General features: G+C 65.2%; 21 protein-coding genes. 12 read left to right on the forward strand and 9 right to left on the reverse strand.

Features of this window, described 5'->3' with window-relative positions; translation table 11 throughout:
* The first annotated feature begins 1 nt into the window (after position 1).
* From ASG39_RS08485 to ASG39_RS08495, 3 genes are all read left to right on the forward strand, one after another.
* Positions 2-850: a methyltransferase gene (locus tag ASG39_RS08485; RefSeq protein ID WP_082477076.1), complete on the forward strand. Its 849-nt coding sequence runs from the start codon at positions 2-4 to the stop codon at positions 848-850.
* A gap of 89 nt (positions 851-939) precedes the next feature.
* Positions 940-1,815, forward strand: coding sequence for a S49 family peptidase (locus ASG39_RS08490; protein WP_062594587.1), 876 nt, complete (start codon positions 940-942; stop codon positions 1,813-1,815).
* A gap of 36 nt (positions 1,816-1,851) precedes the next feature.
* Complete coding sequence (locus tag ASG39_RS08495; protein WP_062594588.1) at positions 1,852-2,037, forward strand: hypothetical protein; 186 nt, start codon at positions 1,852-1,854, stop codon at positions 2,035-2,037.
* 24 nt (positions 2,038-2,061) lie between these two features.
* On the opposite strand, the gene ASG39_RS08500 is transcribed toward ASG39_RS08495, so the two are convergent.
* Positions 2,062-2,247, reverse strand: a complete 186-nt coding sequence (locus ASG39_RS08500; protein ID WP_156468076.1) for a hypothetical protein — start codon at positions 2,245-2,247, stop codon at positions 2,062-2,064.
* Positions 2,248-2,381: 134 nt separating this feature from the next.
* Positions 2,382-2,663 (reverse strand): hypothetical protein, encoded by a 282-nt coding sequence (locus ASG39_RS08505; protein ID WP_062594590.1) that lies wholly within the window; start codon positions 2,661-2,663, stop codon positions 2,382-2,384.
* Between the two features lie 148 nt (positions 2,664-2,811).
* On the opposite strand from ASG39_RS08505, the gene ASG39_RS08510 reads away from it, so the two are divergent.
* Positions 2,812-3,750, forward strand: a complete 939-nt coding sequence (locus tag ASG39_RS08510; protein WP_200943880.1) for a glycine--tRNA ligase subunit alpha — start codon at positions 2,812-2,814, stop codon at positions 3,748-3,750.
* 84 nt (positions 3,751-3,834) lie between these two features.
* On the opposite strand, the gene ASG39_RS23745 is transcribed toward ASG39_RS08510, so the two are convergent.
* Positions 3,835-3,993, reverse strand: a complete 159-nt coding sequence (locus ASG39_RS23745; RefSeq protein ID WP_156468077.1) for a hypothetical protein — start codon at positions 3,991-3,993, stop codon at positions 3,835-3,837.
* 425 nt (positions 3,994-4,418) lie between these two features.
* Between ASG39_RS23745 and ASG39_RS08515 the strand changes: the two genes are divergently transcribed.
* The 5 genes from ASG39_RS08515 (at position 4,419) to ASG39_RS08535 (ending at position 11,517) form a co-directional block, all read left to right on the forward strand.
* The gene (locus ASG39_RS08515) at positions 4,419-4,970 is read left to right on the forward strand and encodes a LemA family protein (protein WP_062594591.1); all 552 of its coding nucleotides are present in this window, start codon (positions 4,419-4,421) and stop codon (positions 4,968-4,970) included.
* 151 nt (positions 4,971-5,121) lie between these two features.
* Positions 5,122-6,399, forward strand: coding sequence for a 3-phosphoshikimate 1-carboxyvinyltransferase (locus ASG39_RS08520; RefSeq protein ID WP_062594911.1), 1,278 nt, complete (start codon positions 5,122-5,124; stop codon positions 6,397-6,399).
* 49 nt (positions 6,400-6,448) lie between these two features.
* Positions 6,449-8,443, forward strand: a complete 1,995-nt coding sequence (locus tag ASG39_RS08525) for a DUF2207 domain-containing protein (RefSeq protein ID WP_082477077.1) — start codon at positions 6,449-6,451, stop codon at positions 8,441-8,443.
* Positions 8,444-8,572: 129 nt separating this feature from the next.
* Positions 8,573-11,005, forward strand: a complete 2,433-nt coding sequence (gene glyS / locus ASG39_RS08530) for a glycine--tRNA ligase subunit beta (RefSeq protein WP_062594592.1) — start codon at positions 8,573-8,575, stop codon at positions 11,003-11,005.
* An 8-nt stretch (positions 11,006-11,013) separates the two neighbouring features.
* Entirely contained in the window at positions 11,014-11,517 is a 504-nt protein-coding gene (locus ASG39_RS08535; RefSeq protein WP_277995961.1) for a DUF523 domain-containing protein, read from the forward strand.
* 171 nt (positions 11,518-11,688) lie between these two features.
* Here the strand turns inward: ASG39_RS08535 and ASG39_RS08540 are convergent, their stop codons facing one another.
* The 4 genes from ASG39_RS08540 to ASG39_RS08555 all read right to left on the reverse strand — a co-directional run bounded on the left by ASG39_RS08540 (position 11,689) and on the right by ASG39_RS08555 (position 17,279).
* The gene (locus tag ASG39_RS08540) at positions 11,689-12,303 is read right to left on the reverse strand and encodes a plant virulence effector HPE1-like domain-containing protein (RefSeq protein WP_062594593.1); all 615 of its coding nucleotides are present in this window, start codon (positions 12,301-12,303) and stop codon (positions 11,689-11,691) included.
* Positions 12,304-12,419: 116 nt separating this feature from the next.
* Positions 12,420-13,688, reverse strand: a complete 1,269-nt coding sequence (purD, locus tag ASG39_RS08545) for a phosphoribosylamine--glycine ligase (RefSeq protein WP_062594594.1) — start codon at positions 13,686-13,688, stop codon at positions 12,420-12,422.
* Positions 13,689-13,824: 136 nt separating this feature from the next.
* The gene (locus ASG39_RS08550; RefSeq protein WP_082477078.1) at positions 13,825-16,239 is read right to left on the reverse strand and encodes a bifunctional diguanylate cyclase/phosphodiesterase; all 2,415 of its coding nucleotides are present in this window, start codon (positions 16,237-16,239) and stop codon (positions 13,825-13,827) included.
* Positions 16,236-17,279: a spermidine/putrescine ABC transporter substrate-binding protein gene (locus ASG39_RS08555; RefSeq protein ID WP_062594595.1), complete on the reverse strand. Its 1,044-nt coding sequence runs from the start codon at positions 17,277-17,279 to the stop codon at positions 16,236-16,238. Before ASG39_RS08555 ends, ASG39_RS08550 begins: the two co-directional genes overlap by 4 nt.
* Before the next feature lie 341 nt (positions 17,280-17,620).
* Here ASG39_RS08555 and ASG39_RS08560 point away from each other — a divergent pair, with 341 nt between their 5' ends.
* Positions 17,621-18,049 carry a CopD family protein gene (locus ASG39_RS08560; protein ID WP_062594596.1) on the forward strand — a complete coding sequence of 143 codons (429 nt, stop codon included), beginning with the start codon at positions 17,621-17,623 and terminating at the stop codon, positions 18,047-18,049.
* A 76-nt stretch (positions 18,050-18,125) separates the two neighbouring features.
* Positions 18,126-19,085, forward strand: coding sequence for a 4-hydroxybenzoate octaprenyltransferase (gene ubiA / locus ASG39_RS08565; RefSeq protein WP_062594597.1), 960 nt, complete (start codon positions 18,126-18,128; stop codon positions 19,083-19,085).
* A gap of 67 nt (positions 19,086-19,152) precedes the next feature.
* On the opposite strand, the gene ASG39_RS23750 is transcribed toward ubiA, so the two are convergent.
* Complete coding sequence (locus ASG39_RS23750; RefSeq protein ID WP_156468078.1) at positions 19,153-19,314, reverse strand: hypothetical protein; 162 nt, start codon at positions 19,312-19,314, stop codon at positions 19,153-19,155.
* A 161-nt stretch (positions 19,315-19,475) separates the two neighbouring features.
* Positions 19,476-20,042: a DUF6101 family protein gene (locus tag ASG39_RS08570; RefSeq protein WP_082477128.1), complete on the reverse strand. Its 567-nt coding sequence runs from the start codon at positions 20,040-20,042 to the stop codon at positions 19,476-19,478.
* A gap of 323 nt (positions 20,043-20,365) precedes the next feature.
* On the opposite strand from ASG39_RS08570, the gene ASG39_RS08575 reads away from it, so the two are divergent.
* Entirely contained in the window at positions 20,366-22,825 is a 2,460-nt protein-coding gene (locus tag ASG39_RS08575) for a DUF1217 domain-containing protein (protein ID WP_062594599.1), read from the forward strand.
* Positions 22,826-22,848 lie beyond the last annotated feature (23 nt).

The raw sequence follows: 22,848 nt of genomic DNA on the forward strand, positions 1-22,848 counted from the left end.
CATGACGCTTGAGAAATCTCCCGATCGCACGTCCGTTGATCCCGCAGCAACGGCCCTGACGGCCGAGCCGGCCGCAACGGCCGGGGAGACGGTGGACAGCTTTCACCGCGGTCGGTTTCACCTGGTTCAGCCGCTCGGCCGCGGCCATCGTGCCGGCATGGATGCGATGCTGCTCGCAGCCCTCGTGCCCGATCCGGGTTCGACGCCGATCAAGGTCGCCGATCTCGGGGCCGGCGCGGGTGCGGCCGGCATGGCGGTGGCCGTCCGGGTGGCCTCGGCGCAGGTGCTCCTCGTGGAGCGGGCGGCCGAGATGGCCACCTTTGCCCGCCGCAGCCTCGCCCTTGCGGGAAATGCCGCCTTCGCCAACCGTCTCCAAGTGCTGGAGGCCGATGTGGCCCTGTCCGGGCGTGCGCGGGTCGAGGCCGGTCTGCCGAGCGATGTCTTCGACCATGTCGTCATGAACCCGCCCTTCAACAATGGCGCCGACCGCCGGACGCCGGACGCCCTGAAGGCTGCGGCCCACGCGATGAACGACGGGCTGTTCGACGCCTGGCTCCGCACGGCCGGCGCGATCCTGCGTCCCGGCGGGCAGGTGTCGCTGATCGCGCGGCCGGAATCGATCGGCGAGATCGTGGCCGCCTGCGGACGCCGCTTCGGTGGCCTGGAGATCACGCCGCTCCTGCCGCGGGCCGGCGAAAACGCGGTGCGCATCCTCGCCACCGGCATCAAGCAGTCCCGCGCGCGCCTCTCTTTGCGCGCGCCGCTCGTCATGCATGGCGAGGGCTCCCATGCCTTCCTGGCCGAGGTGGACAATCTCAACAATGGGCGCGCCTTCTACGCCCGCCGCTGAATTTCCCGTGATCCCGTGGGCCGTGCCATTGCGCCGGCCGGGCCAGTGCCTACATCCGGAAGAGATGACACGAGGAAAAGGAGACGGATTTGGCCGGTTTCATCAAGAGGTTGCTGCCGAAGCGCTTTCGCAAGCAGGGTGTGACGATCCCGGTCGTTCGCCTGCACGGAGCGATCATGGCCGGCGGCAGCGCCTTCCGGCCGATGCTCAACATTGCGGCTGTCGCGCCGCTTCTCGAACGCGCCTTTGCCGACAAGGACGCGCCGGCCGTCGCCATCGCCATCAATTCGCCGGGCGGCTCGCCGGTCCAGTCCCGGCTGATCTACCAGCGCATCCGCGATCTCGCGGTGGAAAAGAACAAGCGCGTCCTCGTCTTCGTGGAGGATGTCGCGGCGTCGGGCGGCTACATGATCGCGCTCGCCGGTGACGAGATCATCGCCGATCCCACCTCCATCGTCGGCTCCATCGGCGTCGTCTCCGGCGGCTTCGGCTTCACCGAGCTGCTCGACAAGGTCGGCATCGAACGCCGCATCTACACGGCCGGCGAAAACAAGGTGATGCTCGATCCCTTCCAGCCGGAAAAGGAAAAGGACGTCGCCTATCTGAAAAGCCTGCAGCAGGAGATCCACGGCGTCTTCACCGGCATGGTGAAGGCACGACGCGGTCACCTCCTCACCGATGACGGCGAAATCTTCTCCGGCCTGTTCTGGACCGGCGAGCGCGCCCGCGCGCTCGGCCTGATCGACGGTCTCGGCGACATGCGCGGCGAACTCAAGCGCCGCTACGGCGAAAAGACGGAGCTGCGGCTGGTCAGCGCCTCGCGCGGCCTGCTCGGACGCCGCCAGCCGGGTGTCGCCATCGCAGGCGGGCTTGCGACGGGCGCAAGCGGGCTTGCGCTTTCCGCCGTCGCCGGTCTTGCCGAAGCGGCAGAAGAAAAGGCATTATGGGGCCGGTTCGGTCTCTAGGGACAGGCCGCACCCCGTCTCCCTCTGGAACCCAAGATGCCGCAACTCATCCTCCTCCTGATCGTCGCCGCCATCGCCTGGTTCGGCTACCGCAAATTCGTGCTCGACGCCGAACGCCTCGCCCGCCAGCGCGAACGCGTGCGCAAGCAGCAGCAGACGGGGTCGCAAGGCACGCTGGTGCAGGACCCCGCCACGGGAGAATATCGGGTGAAGCAGGATTGATCGCAGCGGAACGAGGTCGCGCTATCACGTCAGGCGCCCTTGCACGGAGACCATCCAGTCTGAGCCCGCATAACCGACGTGGCGCACGACGACGGTCTTGATATCTTCGTGAACGGTGATGCAGATAACCGCCTTCTCGGCTGCCGGTACGACGCGAAAATTGTCGGGAAAGTCGGCGCGGATCGAGCCGCGATAGGGAAAAGCAGCCAAGGCCCTCACCACGGATTCGATGTCGCGCAATTTTCGTTAGGCGGCCTGTTTTCCGGCGTAGTTTGCAACGAGGTCGTAGATCTCGACGAGATCCTGCTCGGCTTCCCGATGATAGCGCACCCGGTAGCGTGTGTTCATTGCCTTTCGCGGGCAGCGATGCGCGCGCGAACGCGGTCGAAGAGGTCGTCTTCATCCATCGCGATTGTCTCTTCGATGGGCGTGTCCAACCGCCGACGCAACTCTTCCGCATTGAGGTGGAGGACCTCATCGACAGCCGCCTGATCCTGGCGGATCATCATATGTTCGAGGCTCGCAGCAAGCACCGTATCGACGGATGGGAACTGTCCGTCTTCGACCATCTTCTCCGCATATCGCATCAGATCTTCCGGCAAGGTGACGGTCGTCTTGACATTCATCGGCGGCTCCATCGCAAATCTGCGCCCAGGATAGCTTAAACATTGACCCCTGTCGCCGCCCGTGGCACTCGTCCGGTCTCGTCTTTCCGTCACCAGCGATTGATCTGCCATGTCTGCCCTGTCTGCCTTGCCCGATTTGCCCGACCATATGAACCCGAAGCGCTCGTTTCAGGCTCTGATCCTGACCCTGCACGCCTATTGGGCCGACAAGGGCTGCGCGGTGCTGCAGCCCTACGACATGGAAGTGGGCGCGGGCACGTTCCATCCGGCGACCACCTTGCGGGCGCTGGGTCCGAAACCTTGGCGGGCCGCCTATGTGCAGCCCTCGCGCCGACCGACCGACGGGCGCTACGGCGAGAACCCCAACCGGCTGCAGCATTACTACCAGTATCAGGTCATCCTGAAGCCGAACCCGTCGAACCTGCAGGAGCTCTATCTCGGCTCGCTCGCCGCCATCGGGCTCGATCCGCTGCTGCACGATATCCGATTTGTCGAGGACGACTGGGAAAGCCCGACGCTGGGCGCCTGGGGGCTTGGCTGGGAGTGCTGGTGCGACGGCATGGAGGTCTCGCAGTTCACCTACTTCCAGCAGGTCTGCGGCATCGAGTGCTCGCCTGTCTCCGGCGAACTGACCTATGGTCTGGAGCGGCTGGCCATGTATGTCCAGGGCGTCGACAATGTCTACGACCTCAACTTCAACGGCCGCGAAGGCGCGGAAAAGATCAGCTACGGCGACGTCTTCCTGCAGGCCGAGCAGGAATATTCGCGGCACAATTTCGAATACGCCAATACGGCGATGCTGCACCAGCACTTCATCGATGCGGAAGGCGAATGCCTGGCTCTGCTGAAAGCCGGCGCGCCGGGGGACAGCGCCAACCGCGCTCTGCACAAATGCGTGTTCCCGGCCTATGACCAGTGCATCAAGGCCAGCCACGTCTTCAACCTGCTCGATGCCCGCGGCGTCATCTCCGTGACGGAGCGCCAGAGCTATATTCTGCGGGTGCGAACGCTCGCCAAGGCCTGCGGCGAAGCCTTCCTGATGACGGACGCCGGCGGCGTCAATCTTTCGGCGGCTGCGGCGGCCTGAAGGCTGGGCCGCCGAGCGTTTGTCCGGGAACGGTTAGAACCGTTTTTCCCGGCAAGACAAACGCAAATAAAGCGACCAGGCGGCTCAGCTGTGCCAGGAGCGCTGGACGGGGCGGTGAATGTTGACCGGCGCGCTGTCGAGCATGGGCGGCGTGAAGCGATGGCGTTCGCCGCGCAGCGCGACGAGATGGCTGATGCCGGTGAGCATCACGGCAGACAGGGCGATGATGGCAAGAAGCGTCATGTTCACGGTCTCCTAATCTGGGGGAAGCCACGGCTTCCGAATAAGGTTGTCAGGCCGTCATTGCCGACGGGACGGTGCCGATGCACCAGGCGATGCATCCATGACACCCGGCAGCGCGAACACCGCTGCGACGTCGGTCGTCGTCCGGACCGGCGGTGTCTCGCGCAGAGAGGTGCCGCCATGTCCACCATCGGAAATCAGGGGATGTCGCGCGTCCTGAAGTGCGCCGGTGCGTCGTCATCGTGAATTCGATTATGACAGCGTAAGCCGGATCGAGGCTGACGCCAATCCCGACAAATCGTGACTCATTTCCAGTGAAAGGACGCCGTCGAAGCGTGCGCCAGGACTGCAAGACGGTGGGCAGCGGGGTAAAAGCGCGCTATGGAGATGCGGGCAGCCCGCAGGGGCATCGGGGGAGAGAGAAAATGATTGCAGGTCTCGTCATTCTGGTCGTCGTCGCCGGCTATCTCGTCCTCGTCTATAACGGGCTGGTCAAGGCGCGGAACGTCAAGGAAGAGGCCTGGTCGGGCATCGACGTGCAGCTGAAGCGCCGCGCCGACCTGATCCCCAACCTGCTCGAAACGGTCAAGGGCTATGCCGCCCACGAGCGCGGCACGCTGGAGGAGATCGTCAACCTGCGCAATCGCGCCCAGGCCGTGCCGGCCGGCGATGTCGCGGGGCGGGCGCAGGCGGAAGGCCTGCTCGGCCAGGCGCTCGGCAAGCTGTTTGCCCTCGCCGAAGCCTATCCCGACCTCAAGGCCAACCAGAATTTCTCCGAGCTGCAGGCCTCGATCGAAGGCACCGAAGACGAGATCCAGATGTCGCGCCGCTACTATAACGGCGCCGCGCGCGACCTGAACGTCAAGGTCGAGAGCTTCCCGTCCAACCTCGTGGCCGGGCCGCTCGGCTTTTCCAAGGCACCCTATTTTGAGATCACCAACGAGACCGATCGCGCCGTGCCGACGATCAAGTTCTGACCCGCCCGATCCCGGAGTTCCATCGATGCCGGGCCGTGCTTGAAAGGCCCGGCGCGCAGAAAGATCACAAGAGACCGTCCGCATGAGCAATGCTCCCATATCCCAGACGACAGCCCAGAAGCCGGCCGAGAAGCCGGCGCACAAGACCGCGATGCAGAAAGCCCTGACCATCACGCCGCCGACCCATCCGCTGGTCGGTGCCGTCAGCCCGCCCGGTTCGAAATCGATCACCAATCGCGCGCTGCTGCTGGCGGGCCTTGCCCATGGCACGAGCAGGCTGACGGGGGCCCTGCGCAGCGACGATACGCGCTACATGGCCGAGGCCTTGCGCGCCATGGGCGTCGAGGTCCGCGAGCCCGATCCCACCACCTTCGTCGTCACCGGCACCGGCCGCCTTGCGGCGCCTCCCGCACCGCTCTTCCTCGGCAATGCCGGCACGGCGACCCGATTTCTCACCGCCGCCGCCGCCCTGGTCGACGGCACCGTGATCGTCGATGGCGACCCGCACATGCGCAAGCGGCCGATCGCGCCTCTGGTCGATGCGCTGCGCTCGCTCGGCGTCGAGATCTCGGCCGAGACCGGCTGCCCGCCCGTCACCGTCACCGGCAAGGGCCGCATCCCCGGCCGCCGCGTCGAAATCGATGCCGGCCTGTCGAGCCAGTACGTCTCCGCCCTGCTGATGGCCGCAGCCGGTGCGGCCTCGTCGGGCGACACCGGAGAGCCGCTCGAAATCGTGCTCGCCGGCGACGAGATCGGCGCGCGGGGCTATATCGACCTGACGCTTGCCGCCATGCGGGCCTTCGGCGCCCGCGTCGAGCAGGCCTCGTCCTCCGTCTGGCGCGTCTGGCCCACGGGCTACACCGCAGCCGATTTCCGCATCGAGCCCGACGCCTCGGCCGCCACCTATCTCTGGGCGATGGAAAAGCTTACCGGCGGCCGCATCGATCTCGGCGTGCCCACGGCGGAGTTCTCGCAGCCGGATGCCCGCGCGCATGACGTCATCGCCCGGTTCCCCCATCTCCCTGCCGTCATCGACGGGTCGCAGATGCAGGATGCGGTGCCGACGCTCGCCGTGCTCGCCGCCTTCAACGAAACCCCGGTGCGCTTCACCGGCATCGCCAATCTGCGCGTCAAGGAATGCGACCGCGTGCGCGCGCTGTCGCTCGGCCTGTCGAACATCCGCGCGGGCCTGGCGACCGAAGAGGGCGACGACCTGCTGGTCGCCTCCGATCCGGGCCTTGCCGGGCAGATCCTGCCGGCCGAGATCGACACCTTCGCCGATCACCGCATCGCCATGAGCTTCGCGCTGGCGGGCCTGAAGATCGGCGGCATCGCCATTCTCGATCCGGATTGCGTCGGCAAGACCTATCCGGATTATTGGGACGCGCTCGCCTCGCTCGGCGTCGACATGACCCTGCGGTCGGCCTGATCCGATGCGGCACGCGGGAGACACGGTCCGGACGGGGTTGGTGGCACGCATGGCGCAGGCGCGGGAGACCGCATCGCGCCTGTCGCGCTTCGTCGCAGGGCTCGGCGTCGCCCTTCTCCTGCTCGCCCTTCTCCTGCTCGCGGGTCTCACCGCCGGTCCGGCCGCGGCCGAAGAGCGCATCCTCTCCTACGACGCGCAGATCGAGGTCGCCCGCGACGGCACGCTCACCGTCACCGAGACCATCCGCGCGATCGCCGATGGCAACCTCATCAAGCGCGGCATCTACCGCGATTTCCCGCTGACCTACGCAACTGACGATGGCCGCACGCACCGCGTCGGCTTCAATCTCGTTTCGGTCGAGCGCGACGGGCAGTCCGAGCCCTCGCGCACCGAAAACATCGACGGCGGCATCCGCATCTACACCGGCGACAAGGATGTCTTCCTGGAGCCGGGCGTCCACACCTTCGCGCTGACCTACACCACCGACCGCCAGATCCGCTATTTCGAGGATCACGACGAGCTTTTCTGGAACGTCACGGGAACCGGCTGGGCCTTCCCGATCGACGAGGCGAGCGCCACGGTGCTGCTGCCGGGCGGCGCGCGGCCGCAGGCGCTGAATGTCTTTACCGGCGCCTATGGCTCCAAGGAAAAGAACGCGCGCGGGTCTCCGGCCGGCAATGGCGCGACGTTTCGCACCACGCAGCCGCTCGGTCCGAACGAGGGCCTGACCATTGTCATGCGCCTCAAGAAGGGTGTGATCGCACCGCCGAGCGAGGCGCAGCTGCGCGCGGCCTGGTGGCAGGAAAACATGGCCGCGATCCTGGCCGGCGTCGGCCTTCTGGTCGTCGCGGTCTATTATGGCTGGATCTGGCGGCGTGCCGGGCGCGATCCGGATGGCGGCGTCGTCGTGCCGCGCTGGGACCCGCCCGAAAACGCCTCGCCGGCGCTCGTCAACTATATCGATAATCGCGGCTTTGCCGATGGCGGCTGGACCGCGATCTCGGCCGCAGCCCTCAACCTCGCCGTCACCGGCCGCGTGGTTCTGGAGGATCTGAAGAGCGCGCTCGTCATCGCCGCCACCGGCAAGACGCCCACGGGAAAAGCGGCAACCGACACGCTGCCGACCGGCGAGGCCGCCCTGATGCGCGCCGTGGAGGCGGCCGGCGGCCGGCTGGTCATCGACCGGGAGAACGGCCCCGCCGTGCAGAAAGCCGGAGACGCCTTCCGCAAGGCGATGGAAAGCGAGCATCGCGGCAAATACTACAAGGCGAATATCGGCGCGATCATTGCGGGCATCGCGCTGTCCATCGTCTTCATCCTGGCGATCCTCGTGCTCGGAACGCTCGACGATGCGGGTGCGGCCATCGTCATCGTGCCCGTGATCATCGCGGTCTTCGTCGCCATCTTCATTGCCGTCTTCGGCCGTTCCATCCGCCGCAAATCGAGCTTTGCCGGGCGCATCGCCGGCATCGTCGTGCTGACGGTCATCGGCTTCGTCGGGGTGACCGTCTTCGGCGGCCTCGTCGCCTCCATCGCCTTCGATGCGGTGGAAACGCACCAGCTCCCGCTGCTCGCCGGCATCGGCGGCATCGTGCTCGTCAATCTCGTCTTCCTGTTTCTCATGGGCGCCCCGACGCCGGTCGGCGCCCGCCTGTCGGCCCATATCGCCGGCCTGAGGCAATATCTGACGCTGGCCGAGCAGGAGCGCATGAACATGGCCGGCGCGCCCACCATGTCGCCGAAGCATTATGAAACCCTGTTGCCCTATGCCGTGGCGCTGGGGGTGGAAAAACCCTGGTCGAAGACCTTCGACGCCTGGCTCGCGACCGCCGCGGCCGGTGCCGCCGCCTACACGCCCGTCTGGTATTCCGGCCAGGGCGGTTATGGCGGCTTCGGCGATCGCATGGGCGGCTTTGCCGGCTCCATGGCCGGCGCCATGCAGTCCTCGCTTCCCCCGTCGCCGAAAAGTTCCAGCTCGGGCTTCTCCTCCGGCGGCGGCTTTTCCGGCGGCGGTGGCGGCGGCGGCGGCGGCGGCGGCTGGTAGGCGGTCGTGATACCGGGCAAATGGGGCTGGCAAACAAGGCGGCCAAACCGCGCCTCTCCTGGTGACTTTTCCGGCCGGGATTGCTAAGGCGACGGGCATCCGTTCGCTTCATCGAAAAGTCTGAGTGCCATGCCCGATCTTCTGCTTGAACTTCGCTCCGAGGAAATCCCTGCCGGCATGCAGCGCAAGGCTGCCGGCGACCTGAAGAAGCTCTTGACGGACGCCATGGTCGAGGCCGGGCTGACCTATGAGGGCGCCCGCGAATACTGGACGCCGCGCCGCCTGACGCTCGACATTCGCGGCGTCACCGCCCGCTCGGCCGATGTGCGCGAGGAGAAGAAGGGCCCGCGCACCGACGCCAACGAAAAGGCCATCGAAGGCTTTCTGCGCGCCGCAGGCCTCGGCTCGATCGCGGAGGCGCATGTGCATTCCGATCCGAAGAAGGGCGATTTCTACGTCGCGCATCTGGTGAAGCCCGGCCGCGGCGCCGAGGAGATCGTCGCCGACGTCATGCCGGGCATCATCCGCAATTTCCCCTGGCCGCGCTCCATGCGCTCGGGCGTCGCCTCCACCCGTCCCGGCGCGCTGCGCTGGGTGCGCCCGCTGCAGTCGATCGTCTGCACCTTCGGCCCTGAAAACGAGGAGACCCAGGTCATCGCCTTCGAGGTCGACGGTCTGGTCGCCGGCAACGTCACCTATGGCCACCGCTTCCACGCGCCGGATGCGTTCACGGTGCGCCGCTTCTCCGATTATGTCGAGAAGCTGGACAAGGCCAAGGTCGTGCTCGATGCCGAGCGCCGCAAGGAGATCATCGCCGCCGACGCCGGCAATCTGGCTTTCGCAAGCGGCCTGGAACTGGTCGAGGACGCCGGCCTGCTCGAAGAGGTCTCGGGCCTGGTCGAATGGCCGGTCGTGCTGATGGGCACCTTCGACGAAGGCGACCTGTCGATCCCCTCCGAGATCATCCGCCTCACCATCAAGACCAACCAGAAGTGCTTCGTCACGCGGCGCCCGGGCGAGGAGACCCTCTCCAACCACTTCATCCTCGTCTCCAACATCGAGGCGAAGGACGGCGGCAAGGAGATCGTCCACGGCAACGGCAAGGTCGTCCGCGCCCGCCTCTCCGACGCCCGCCATTTCTGGACCCGCGACCAGGGCGACCTGCCGGATCTCGAAACCCTGCGCCCCTCGGCCGAAAAATTCGACCTCGACCTTTCAAAGCCGCTCGACCAGCGGATGGCCAAGCTCGACGCGCTCAACGTGACGTTCCACGCCAAGCTCGGCACCGAGGGCGAACGGGTGCAGCGCATCCGCGCACTCGCCGCCGATCTCTGCGCCGTCACCGGCGCGGACCCGGCGCTGGTCGATCGCGCCGTGGTGCTCGCGAAAGCCGACCTGCGCACCGAAGCCGTCGGCGAGTTCCCCGAACTCCAGGGCATCATGGGCCGCAAATATGCGCTGCTGCAGGGCGAAACCGAAACCGTGGCCACCGCAATCGCCGAACACCGCAAGCCCCAGGGCCCGACGGATGTCGTGCCGACGGATGCGGTTGCATCAACTCTTGCCTTGGCGGACAAGCTGGATACGCTTGTTGGTTTCTGGGCTATCGAGGAGAAGCCGACCGGTTCCAAGGACCCCTATCAACTGCGCCGTCACGCTTTGGGTGTGCTCAGAATCATCTTCGAGCGGAAAATCCGCTTGAGCCTTTCGCACGTTTTCAGTTCGCATGGTCCCCGTGTGATACAGGATTCGCTTGCGACCATTCAGGATAACAGCAATGGCGGCATTGATCTCAAGGGGCCTCTGAGAACGTTAAAGCCACACTGGCAATCGCAGGCGGTTGAAAAAGCGAAGGAAGGCATTCGCCTGACACTCCATTCGTTCAAGTTTGATTTTGAAGAGTCATCCGACCTCCTTTCCTTCTTCCACGACCGCCTGAAAGTCTATCTCCGCGACCTCGGCGCGCGGCATGACCTGATCGATGCCGTGCTTGCGGCTGGCCCCTCATCCGTCCCTTCGGGCCACCGTCTCCCCGCAGGCGGGGAGAAGGAAGCGGCAGCCTCTGCGTTCTCCTCCCCTTCTCCCCGCCTGCGGGGAGAAGGTGCCCGGAGGGCGGATGAGGGGCAGGCCGCATCCGCCAACGACGACCTTCTGATGGTCGCTCGCCGGGTCGAGGCGCTGACGGCGTTCGTGACGTCGGAGGAGGGGCTGAACCTGCTCGCCGGCACCAAGCGCGCGACGCAGCTTCTGGCGGCCGAAGAGAAGAAGGGCGCCGTGATCATGGACATGGTCGATCCCGCTCTGTTCGCTTTGCCGGCGGAAGGCGAGCTCTATGCCGCGGTCGGCACCGCGACATCGACTGCGGCCGAAGCGGTCGCGCGCGAGGATTTCCGCGCCGCCATGGAAGCGCTCTCGACGCTGCGGGCGCCGATCGACCGGTTCTTCGCCGATGTCCTCGTCAATGACGAGAACCCCGCAATCCGGGCGAACCGCCTGGCATTGCTCGGCCGCATCCGCGCCGCCACCGGCACGGTTGCGGATTTCTCGCGCATTGCAGGCTGAGCGGAGCAGTGGGCGCGGGGTCAAAGATTCTCGTCAGCGCCTGCCTCATGGGTCATGCCGTCCGCTATGACGGCAAGGCGAAGCCGCTGCGCCATGCCGCGCTCGATCGCTGGCAGGCCGAAGGCCGTCTGGTGACGATCTGTCCGGAAATGTCGGCCGGCATGCCCGTGCCGCGCCCGCCCGCCGAAATCGCGGATGGCCGCAGCGGCGCGGATGTGCTCGCGGGCGAGGCCCACGTCATCGAGGCGACCGGCGCCGATATCACCGACGGCTTCCGGCAGGCGGCGGAAAATGCGCTGGCCCTGGCGCGCGCGACCGGCTGCACCCACGCGCTGCTGATCGACGGCAGCCCGTCTTGCGGGTCGCGCAGCATTTACGATGGCGGCTTTGCTGGCCGAAAGCAGGCCGGCGAGGGCGTGGCCGCAGCACTTCTGCGCCGCAACGGCATCCGGGTCTTTGCCGATCACGAGATCGACACCCTTGTTGCAGAGATTGATGGCGGCCGAGATTGATGGCGGCGGAGATTGATGGCGGCCGACATCGATCGTTTCGATCGGGAACGGCCATAGCCGACAAAAAAAATTGCGCCCCTGCTTCTCTCAGGGACGCAATTTTCTGCCTTTTGACAAGGCGCTTGCCCGTGAGGCCTGGAGGCCGGCGAGGGCAGGGACTGGAAGTCGCAATCAGTTTAACCGAAGCTGAAGGCTTTGCCCATCAAAATCGTGTGAAGACGATTCGGCGGCCGGCGGAGGGCTGCTCGGCTCTGCGGAAACGCTTGAGGCCGAGGCCACCGAGGCCGAAGCGATCGAGATCGCCGTCTTCGGGCTGAGCGACGCCGTGGTCATCGCCGTGTCCACCGCGACGTTCATGCCGGTTTCCGCCGCCGCGCTGCCGCCGACCGCACCGATCGCCGTCGCATTGATCGCCACTGTATGGATTGCAAGGGCAGGCTGAGCCGGCTCGCCGCGCGCAAGCTTGATATCCGCGTCCGATGCCTTGCTGACGAAGGTCACGGGCGAGCCGCCGAGCCAGGCTTCCGCCCGGACGATCTTCATTTCGCCGTTGATTTCCTTGAGTTCGCTTCGATCCGTGCCGGGCTCGAGCGCGGGCACGACATAGGTCACCTCACGCGCATCGGGCTTGAGGGCCGGACACGCGGTGCACGGCATCATCGTCACGCTCGGCGTCGAGGTCGGCGGCGCGTGCAGGTATTCGAGCGACGAGGCCGTGGCCGAAAAAGCGGTCAGGGCCGGGATGGCCGAGGCAAAGGCGATGCTCGCCAGCAGAAATCCGCGCATCAGTGTCTCCCACATATCTGGGAGCACGATAAAGGTCCGCGGTTACGGTCCCGTCAGGAGAATTGGTAAAATTTGAATGAACGGCGCGAAAATGCGGCCCTCGACGGGAACCGCGTTCAGGCGGTGCGGCCGATCGCGCGCCAGCCGATGTCCCGCCGGCAGAAGCCGTTGTCCCAGGAAACCTTGTCGACGGCGGCATAGGCCGCATCCCGCGCCGCTTCCACCGTGTCGCCGATGGCGGTCACGTTGAGCACGCGTCCGCCGGTCGCGACCAGCGCGCCGTCCTTCAGCGCCGTGCCCGCGTGAAACACCTTCATCGCCGCCTCTTCCGGCGGCAGCGCGGCGATGGGTGTGCCCTTGTCATAGGCTGCGGGATAGCCCTTGGAGGCCATCACCACGGTCAGCGCCGTCTCCTCGCGCCAGTCCGCCTCAAGGCCGGCCAGCCCGCCGGTCGCGGATGCGAGCAGCAGCGGCAGCAGGTCGCTCTTCAGCCGCATCATCAGCACCTGGCATTCCGGATCGCCGAAGCGCACATTGTACTCGATCAGTTCCGGACCCTTTTCGGTGATCATCAGCCCGGCAAACAGCACGCCTTCGAACGGATGCCCGCTCTCGGCCATGCCGGCGAGCGTCGGCGCGATGATCTCGCGCATCGTGCGCTCGACCATGTCGTCGCTCATCACCGGGGCGGGGGAGTAGGCGCCCATGCCGCCGGTGTTCGGGCCCGTATCGCCTTCGCCGACGCGCTTGTGGTCCTGCGCGGAGCCGAGCGGCAGCGCGGTCTTGCCGTCGCAGAGGCAGAAGAAACTCGCCTCCTCGCCGTCCAGAAAGGCCTCGACCACGACCTCGGCACCGGCCGCTCCGAACGAGCCGGAGAAGCAGGCCTCGACCGCATCGACGGCCTCCGCGACGGTCATGGCGACCGTGACGCCCTTGCCGGCTGCAAGCCCGTCCGCCTTGATGACGATCGGCGCACCCTGCTCGTGAATATAGGCGATGGCCGGGGCGGCCTCCGTAAACCGGCGATAGGCACCGGTCGGAATGTCGTAGCGGGCGCAGATATCCTTGGTGAACCCCTTGGAGCCCTCGAGCTGGGCTGCCGCCTGCGAGGGGCCGAAGACGAGGATGTTTTCCGCCCGCAGCATGTCGGCAAGGCCGGCCACCAGCGGCGCCTCGGGGCCGACCACGACGAACTCGATCCCGGCGCTGAGGCAGAAGGAGAGAACGGCCTCGTGGTTCTCCACGTCGATCTCGATCAGCGTCGCCACATCGGCAATGCCCGGATTTCCGGGGGCGGCGAAAAGCTGGGTGAGGCGGGGCGACTGGGCAAGCTTCCAAGCCAGGGCATGTTCGCGCCCGCCCGAACCGATCAGCAATACCTTCATCGTATCTCGTCCTTAAAGCAAACGCGGGAAGCAACCGGGGAAGCAAACCTTGCTGTTGCGGTTAGAGCGGCGCTCCCGCCGGGTCAAGGAAAAATGGTTTCTGCACCCGCTCAGGCTTGTCGCGCTGCGTCTGAAGCTAGAGGAGACGCAGCGTGCCGCGGGCGCGCGGGACGTAGGTCAGCGGACGCTCGTCCGGCAGCCCCATCCCTGTCTCGCGCACCTGCTGCAGCGCCCAGATGCCGAGCTCGTCCAGCGCCAGCGGCTTGGAGATGAGGTAGCCCTGGAAGTGGTCGCAGCCGGCACGGGTGAGGAAATCGACCTTCTCGACGCTGTCGACCCCCTCGCCGATGACCGACATGCCGCGCGCATGGCAGAGCGCGATCAGCGCCGTCAGGGCGGGGGAGAGGTCTGCCGTCGCCATGGTCTCGACGATCGCCCGGTCGAGCTTGATCGTGTCGGCGGTGTATTCGATGATCTGCTGCACGGAGGTGTAGCCCGCGCCGAAATCGTCGATCGAAATGCGGAAGCCGCGGCTGCGCAGCGCTTCGATGTTGCGATGCAGCTGGTCGCCGAGCTTGACGGCGAAGGTCTCGGTCAGCTCGATCTCGATCCGGTCGGGCGCGATGCCATGGCGGGCGGCTTCGCGGGTAAAATGGTCGCCGATGCTGCGCGAATGCAGCTCGGCCGAGGAGATGTTGATCGCCAGCACCGCCTGCGGCCCGAACATGGCGCGGATCTTGTCGTAATCGGCCATGGCGCGGGAGACCACCCACCAGTCGATCTTGGTGAACTGGCCGGAGCTTTCCGCGATCGGCACGAACTCGTCGGGCGTCACGCGGCCGAGCGTCGGCGAGGTCCAGCGCAGCAGCGCCTCGCAGCCGGTGACGGTGCCCCTCTGGTCCACGATCGGCATATAGACGAGGTGGAACTGCTCGTCCGGGTCGAGCACGCGCAGCTCGTCCTGGATCTGGCGCACCCGGTCGCGCTTGTCCTGCAGCGCGCGCGAGAAGCGCGACGAGCGGTTCTTGCCGCTGGTCTTGGCCTGGTACATCGCCGCATCGGCATTGGAGATCAGTTCGGCAACGCTTTCCGCATCCAGCGGGCAGATGGCGACGCCGATGCTGGCGGTGACGGGATGCACCTTGTCCTGCACCTCGAAGCCTTGGGCAAACAGGGAAAGGATCGCGTCGCAGGTCTCGCGGATCGCGCCGGTGCCGGGCTCCGCCTGGATGAGAACGGCGAACTCGTCGCCCGACAGGCGGGCCAGGATAGCGCCCGGCAGCCCGCGACGCGTCATGATCGGCGCGATGGCGTCGCGCACCCGCGCCGCGAAAATGCGCAGCAGCGCGTCGCCGACCTCGTGGCCGTACTTGTCGTTGACGAACTTGAAGTGGTCGATGTCGATGAAGAGGAGGGCGGCACTGCCATGGCCATCGACCGCGTGCTGCACGATGCGGCCGGCGAGCATGTTGAAGCGGCCACGGTTCAGCATACCCGTCAGCGCGTCCGTCCAGGAGGCCTCCTGCACGCGGCGCAGCGCGCTCGACGACTGGTCGTGCAGCTTCTTGATATTGCCGGTCAACCGGCCGATCTCGCCGTCGCCGCCGACATCGACGATCTGCTCGGTCCGCTCGTCCATCACCGCCGTCACCTGCTGGTCGAGCGCGGCGATCGGATCGGTGATGAAGCGGCGGATGAGCGCGATCATCAGGCCGATGGAAAGAAGGCTCATGCCGATGGTGCCGATCCCCAGCACCAGCTTCAGCTGCCCCATCGCGCTCGAGGCATAGGCGTCGGAAATGCGCAGCGTCAGGTGCAATTGCGGGATCAGCTCGACCGAGGCGGAGAGCGCATCCGCATCCGTCTCGGTCAGAACCTGCGTCGTCAGCAGCGGCTCGGCGCCGTATTCGGTTTTCAGCGATTGCAGCATTGCCAGGAACTGGTCCGGCTGGATGGCGACCTGGACGAGAAGCGCCCGGGTCCGGTTGCTCGGCAGCGCCCGGCTGAAGGTCGTGGGATCGATATATTCGGAATAGACGAGCAGCGGCCGCTTTTCCCCAGCGCTCGCGCCCGTGCCCCCGTCGAGGAACGTCCAGTTGCGCAGGACCTCGCTCTTTGCCAGCGCCTGCGCCAGCTGCATCTGTGCCGGGCTGACCTCGGCGAAGGGATCGTCGCTGTTCTCGAAGTAGTAGCCGATCGAGAGGTCCGGCTGCAGGATCGAGAAGGAGACATAGGCGCGCGGATCGTCCGACAGAGACCGGATCGACGCCTGGATGCGCAGCGACAGCGCATTGTTGCGATAGCTGTCGTCCGGCTCGGACACGAACAGGCGAACGGCATTTCCCTCCAGTAGCGAATAGAGGAAGCTGCGGCTCTGGTTCGCGTCGGTGCGGAACAGCGCCTCGGCATGGTCGAGCTGCTGGGAGAGGCGTGCCTTTTCGAGCGACAGCAGCGCCTTGCTCTCGACGACATAGACGAGGCTTGCCGCCAGGAGATATCCGGCGAGGACGATCGGAAAAATCAGGAAGACTGCGCGCTTGCCGAGTGTCACTGGAAGTTGGCCATGGCGCTGATGATCCGGCGTCGGGTCTGGATCGAGGAAACCGAAAGCTCCGTCTGGTACTGGCTTTTCTTGAGGATGTCCTCGGGCGTGTAGATCGCCGGGTCGGCCTTGATCGTATCGGGAATGAGCGCGAGCGCTGCGGTGCTGGACGCGGGCATGCCGAGCGTCTGCGCGTTCAGGGCGGCGCTCTTGGCGGAAAGGATATAGTCGAGCAGCTTCATCGCCTGCGCCTTGCGGGGCGAGGAAGCGGTGACGGCCAGGCAGTCGAGCCAGGAGAGCGTGCCCTCCTGCGGCACGGCATAGCGCCAGACGCCGGACGTTCCCATCTTCTCGTTCAGCACCTTCTGGTCGCCGCTATAGGCGAGCGCCATGTAGATCTCGCGCCCGTAATCGGGATTGTCGATGGAGGTGATGACGTAGTCGTAGGTCAGAACCGACGGCGCCTGCGCCTTCATCAGTTCGAAGGCCAGCTTCAGCGTCTCGCTGTCATTGGCATTGATCGACTTGCCGAGCATGATCAGGGGCGCGATGAAAGCCTCGTTGTGATCGTCGTACATGGCGATGTGCTTCTTCAGCGCCGGCGCCGGCTGCATGAGGTCCTTCCAGGAGGTGGGCGTCGTCGTGACCTTGTCGGAGCGATAGACGATTCCCATCGTGCCCCAGAGGTAGGGCGCCCCGTATCCGCCGCAGCGCGCCGTCCATTGCGTCTTGTAATCTTTCAGCGACGGCACGCTGTCTTCGCCGATCGGCGCGAGGATGCCGCGCTTGCCGAAGAGGGCGCTGCCGTTCTCGCCGACGACGCTGAGGTCGATATTGCTGTTGGGATCGGCGAGGATCTCGTCGCGTGCATCGCCGCTGTCGAAATAAATCTGCCGCACCGCAATGCCGGTCGAGGCGGTCCAGGCGTCGAGAATGGCCTGGTCGATATAGGCTTCCCAGATGAGAAGGTTCAGCGTTTCCGCCCGCGCCAGCGTCGTGCAGCCGAAAAGGCCGAGCAAAAGCGTTGTCGCTGCAAGTCCCTGTCGCATCCGGCGTCCCTTCCATGGTCGTACGTGAGAATAGACGCTAAAGCTTGCCGAAACTTTACGCTGCCACACCCTTAAGCGGGAAAGAGGCAAGCAACGTCAAGTGTTTGCGTCCGCAAGGCAATGACCATCGCGGCCCTGTCGGGCACCGGGCCGGTCTCGACCGGGTCGGGTGGGCGCAATTGCAAAGGGCGCGACATCGAATGCCTGTTCGACCGCAGCGGTTTTCCCTGTAGAACCTGCGGGACGACAAACGGCCGGGCGCTTGCCCGGACGTGTCGAAACCATCATTCAGGCCGTCGAACCGATCCGGGTCTCGACGGCGCCAGCGAGGAGACATCGCCTTGAGTTATCTTCTGATCAAATCCCTTCACGTGGCCAGCATGGTCGCCTGGATGGGCGGCATGGTTCTCCTGTCGGCGATCCATCTCTGGCTGGCGCGGGCGCAATGTCCGCGTACCGAGCGCGAGACCGCGGTCATCGCCTCGGTCAAGCGCTGGGACGGACGCGTCACATCGCCGGCCATGGGTCTGACCTGGCTGTTCGGCATCATCGCCGCCTGGCAGGGAGACTGGTTCTCCGCGCCGTGGCTCCATGCCAAGCTGCTGCTGGTCGTCGCCCTCTCGGCGCTGCACGGCATGCTGTCGGGCGCCCTGCGCCGCACCGCGGCCGACCCGAACCGCAGCCCGCCGGCCTACGCCCGCCATGCCGGCGCGATCGTGCTCGTGGTCATGTTGCTCATCGTGCTCCTGGTCATCGTCAAGCCGTTTTGATCGGACCGTTCCAGCCGTTTTGATCGGATGTCGAGGCGGGTTGACCGGGCCGGGGCGAGACGGCAAACAGGAGGGCATGAACACTCTGCCTTCCGACAGCGGCCGCGTCTTCGATGCGCCATCGACCAACTGGGTCTATCGCATCCTGCCGCGCGCGCTCTGGCCTTACGCCCAGCTTGCCCGGTGGGACCGGCCGATCGGCTGGCAGCTTCTGATGTGGCCGTGCTTCTGGGCGGTCGCGCTCGCCGCCAACGCGGCCATGCTTCCGGGAACGGTGTCCGTCGGGCGCCTCTTCTGGCATCTCGTGCTGTTTCTGATCGGATCGATCGCGATGCGCGGGGCGGGATGCACCTATAACGACATCGTCGACGAGACGATCGATGGCGCGGTCGCCCGCACGCGCTCGCGCCCGCTGCCGTCCGGCCGGGTGTCGCGCCGGAATGCGAAGATCTTCATGGCGCTGCAGGCACTGGTCGGCCTCGTCGTCCTCCTGCAGTTCAATGCCTTTGCCATCGTGCTCGGCATTTTCTCGCTCGGCTTCGTTGCCATCTATCCCTTTGCCAAGCGCTTCACCGACTGGCCGCAGTTCTTCCTCGGCATGGCCTTTTCCTGGGGCGCGGTCATGGGCTGGGCGGCGGAATTCGGCCAGCTCTCGGCAGCGCCCTTGGTGCTCTACCTCGCCGCCATCGCCTGGACGGTCGGCTACGATACCATCTATGCCTATCAGGACCGGGAGGACGACGCGCTGGTCGGCGTCCGCTCGACCGCGCGTCGCTTCGGCGAACGGCCAAAACCGTGGCTGGTGGCGCTCTACGGCCTCACCGTCGTTCTGCTCGCCCTATCCTTCGCGCTCGCCGGTGCCGGCGCGCTCGCCTATCTCGCGCTCGCGGCCGCTGCCGTCATGCTGGTCTACCAGATCCTCGTCCTCGACATCCACGATGCGGGGCAGTGCATGACCCTTTTCCGCTTCAACGGCATGGTCGGGCTGATTATCTTCGCAGGCCTCATGGTCGCCTTCCTGGTGCGGCTGATCTAGATCCGTCAGCCGAAGCGGCATCGCTTCGGCTGACGGACACTGCGGCAAAACGACTTTCCGATCGGCCTCAGGCGGCCGGCCAGTCATTGGCCGGATCGGGCACGACCGCGTCTTCGCCATCGTCGCTGTCGACCCGGTTCTGGTCGGCTTCTTTCAGAAGCTCTTCGCGCTCGGCGTCGGTCTTCGGCTTGCTCGGAGCGGTGTCGGGTGTCTGCTTGTCGTCTGGCATGGGAGGATCCTCGTTATCACGACGACCAACAGGAACGAGGACCGGATTGTTCCGAAACGGGAAAGCGGAACGGCCTCTCTCCACAAACAAAAAGCCGGCCGCAGGGAACGGCCGACTTTCTGCACTGGAGAAGGGAGCACCGGAGAACCGGTCGGGAGAGATCAGCTGCGCGCGATGATCTCGGATCCGTCGATCTTCATGACCACGCCGAGGCTGCCGGTGGTCCGGCGCATCAGGAAACGCGGACGGCGCTTGGCGTGCAGCGAATGGCGACGACGCGGCACGATCGCATGGGTCTTCACCTCGCCGAGATGATTGTCGAGCGGCCGGGCAACCCCGTCGGCTTCCACCATCAGCATGGGAATGCGATAGGCTTCCGACCAGGCGCGCCAGTCGGCGGCGATATCGGAAAGGTCGTGGGCGACGAGCAGGGGAACGCACAGGTCCGGATCGTCATGATGCAGTTCGAGCGTGACCGTGACGTCGCCGTCGCCATGATCGATGGCGCGGGCGGCAACGCCCTTGAAGGCCCGCGCCGGCAGCGCGATGGAGAGCGGCAGGCCGCTCGACGGCAGAACCTTGCGCATGACGGCGCCGCGTTCGTCGAGGCTGATCGTCACATTGCTCCGTGTGCCCGGCAGTGCATAGCTTGCATGTTGCGGGAAACGCTTCGGGTCGAGCCGCAGTGCAGTGTCGACCCAGGCAGGTTGAGAAACGGTTTTCAGCATGGTCATTTCGCCCTTGTTTTACCGATGAGAGCCGGTTTCCGGTCTTTTCTCAGTGAGACGTTTTCGTCTTCTATGACCTCAACATAGGCGGCGGCTGTTTGAGAGCGCTTAAAATTCGCGGTTAAAAAACTTTGCATTCTCCGATGGTTAGCAAAAGTCGAGCCTTTACGGTTTAAAAGACGTCAACGCGGTCCCGCGCATTCTCCGCAAAAAAGCCTCGCGCAAGCAGCAGACGTCATGGTGGCGCGACATGGCCGCAGCGTGCCGGTGCGTGCCTTGCGGCGCGCGCTGCGCCTGCGGATTCGGCAGCGACAGGGCGGCAGATGGCATCGACCTATCTCGACTACAATCTCATCGTTCGGGACATGCGGGAGAGCATCAACCGCGTCTCCCAGCAGAAGGTCGTCGAGCGCGATACCCAGTATTACAAGGACAACATCGGCAAGGTCACCACGGTCGAGGCCTTCCTCGACGACTACCGTCTCTATTCCTATGCCATGAAGGCGCATGGCCTCGAGGACATGACCTACGCCAAGGCCTTCATGAAGAAGGTGCTGGAAAGCGACCTCACCGACGAGAAGAGCTACGCCAATCAGCTGTCCGACGATCGTTACCGCAATTTCGCGATGGCCTTCAGCTTCGACAAGTCGGCAACGGTGGCACAGACCACCGCGCAGGAAGATGCGGTGATCGGTCTCTACAACACCAACATCGCCAATGCCGACAGCGCGATGAACACCGAGGTGAACTATTTCGACGCAATGACCAAGGACGGCAATATCAAGACGGTCGACCAGTTCCTCCAGAACGACCGGCTGCGTGATTATGCCTTCCCGCTCTTCAACCTCAATCCGGACAGTTACAATTTCACGCAGGTCCGCGATGCCCTGACGAGCGATCTCAACGATCCCGCAAGCTATATCAACACGCTGCAGCAGAGCGCGGGAGGTTCTCTCACCGGTCGCGGTGCCGAGATCGAGGCACTGGTCGCGAAATATGACGAGCGTTCCTCGGCCGCAGCACAGATCACGTCTCTGACCGCGAGCCTGTCCCAGCCCGGCGCCGACCAGCCGGCCATCCAGGCAAAGATCAGCGAGCAGCAGGCGATCTACGACGCTCGCAATGCCGAACTCCCGCCGGAATCGCAAACTGCCGCCAATGTGTCGGCGCTGTCGAGCGAATATGCGCAGCTGGACTACACAGCCTCGCTTGCCACCAATCTGAAGGCGATGGCGACGGCCTTCAAATTCAACACCGACGGCACGGCGCCGGCCTCGGGCCCGCTCGTCGGCGACAGCGACAAGGCGTCGATGCGCGAGCTCCATTTTGCCTCCGCGCCGCGTCTGACCGGCACCGGGGCGCTGATCAACAAGGATTACTTCGAGGCGCACGTCAACGATTTCGCGACCGCGACCGACCTGCTCGCCGACAGCCGCATGCGCGCCTTTATCGTCACGGCCTACGGCATTCCGCGCGCGACGTCTTCCACGGTGCTCAAGGCCATCATCACGAGCGATCTCAACGATCCCGCAAGCTATGCCAACACGACGGGCGCCGAAAACAACGCCGCCTACAAGACGCTCGCCGCCGGCTTCAACTTCCTGCCGGATGGAACGCTGGCCTCGGGCGAGACGGCTCAGACCGCGTCCCAGACGGCGGAAGCCTCGTCGAACTACATGAACCGCTACAACGACGTGGCGGATGCGGCCGACGAAACCCTGATCTCGTCCTACAAGGCGCTGATCGGCAAGGTCGACACGGTCGATACATTCCTGTCCAATCCGCAGGCCCTGAAGCTCGCGCTCTCGGCCTTCGGCGTGGAGAACGAGGGCAAGACCGTGCGCGAACTGCGCCTGATCCTGACCAGCGACGTCAACGACCCGAAGAGCTACGTGAATTCGTTGAAGGACGACCGCTACGTCAAGCTGACCAATGCCTTCAACTTCAAGACCGACGGCAAGATCGGCGCGCCGAAGCTCGCGCAGTCGCAGTCGGAAATCCTGCAGATCTCCAAGGCCTATGTGCTGACCAAGAGCCAGTTCGGCACCGAGAAGGACAAGACGGACGCCACGACCGAGGCGAAATATTATGCCGCCGAGATGGAGAAGATCGGCACGCTCGACGATCTCCTGAAGAACACGCGCATGACGGATTTCATCCTGGTCGCCACCGGCATCGATCCGAAGACCGTGCCGAAGGACTATCTGAAGACGGTCTTCACCTCCGATCTCTCCGACCCGGAGAGCCTGATCAACACGGAGGCCGACCCGCGCTACCGCGAACTCGTCGCCTCCTTCAATTTCGATGCGACCGGCAAGACGGTGCGCCCGCAGGAAAACCAGATCCAGACCCGCCGCGGGCTTCTGGAAACGGAGGACCTCTATTTCAACCAGACGCTGGAAGAGCAGACGGGCGCGGACAATGAAGGCGTGCGCCTGGCGCTCTATTTCCGCCGCATGGCCTCCGGCATCGGCTCCGTCTACGATATCCTCGCCGATACCCCGCTGATGCAGGTCGTGCGCACCACCTTCAGCATCCCGGAGGAGATGAGCAGCGCCGATGTCGACGTTCAGGCCGACTACATCAAGCGCGTTCTCGATGTGAAGGATCTCCACGATCCGGAAAAGCTCGAAAAGCTGATGAAGCGGTTCACCGCGCTCTACGACCTGGAAAACGACACGGACACCTCTCCGGCGCTGGCGATCTTCAATTCGTCGGCCGGGAGTGCGGGGATCAGCGGCGACTCGCTGCTCGCCATCGCGCAGTTGCGCCGGGGCGGCTGACGCGCCCTCTTCAGGCTGAGCGA

This window comes from Rhizobium sp. Leaf371 (genome assembly GCF_001424045.1).
Taxonomy (GTDB): Bacteria; Pseudomonadota; Alphaproteobacteria; order Rhizobiales; family Rhizobiaceae; genus Ferranicluibacter.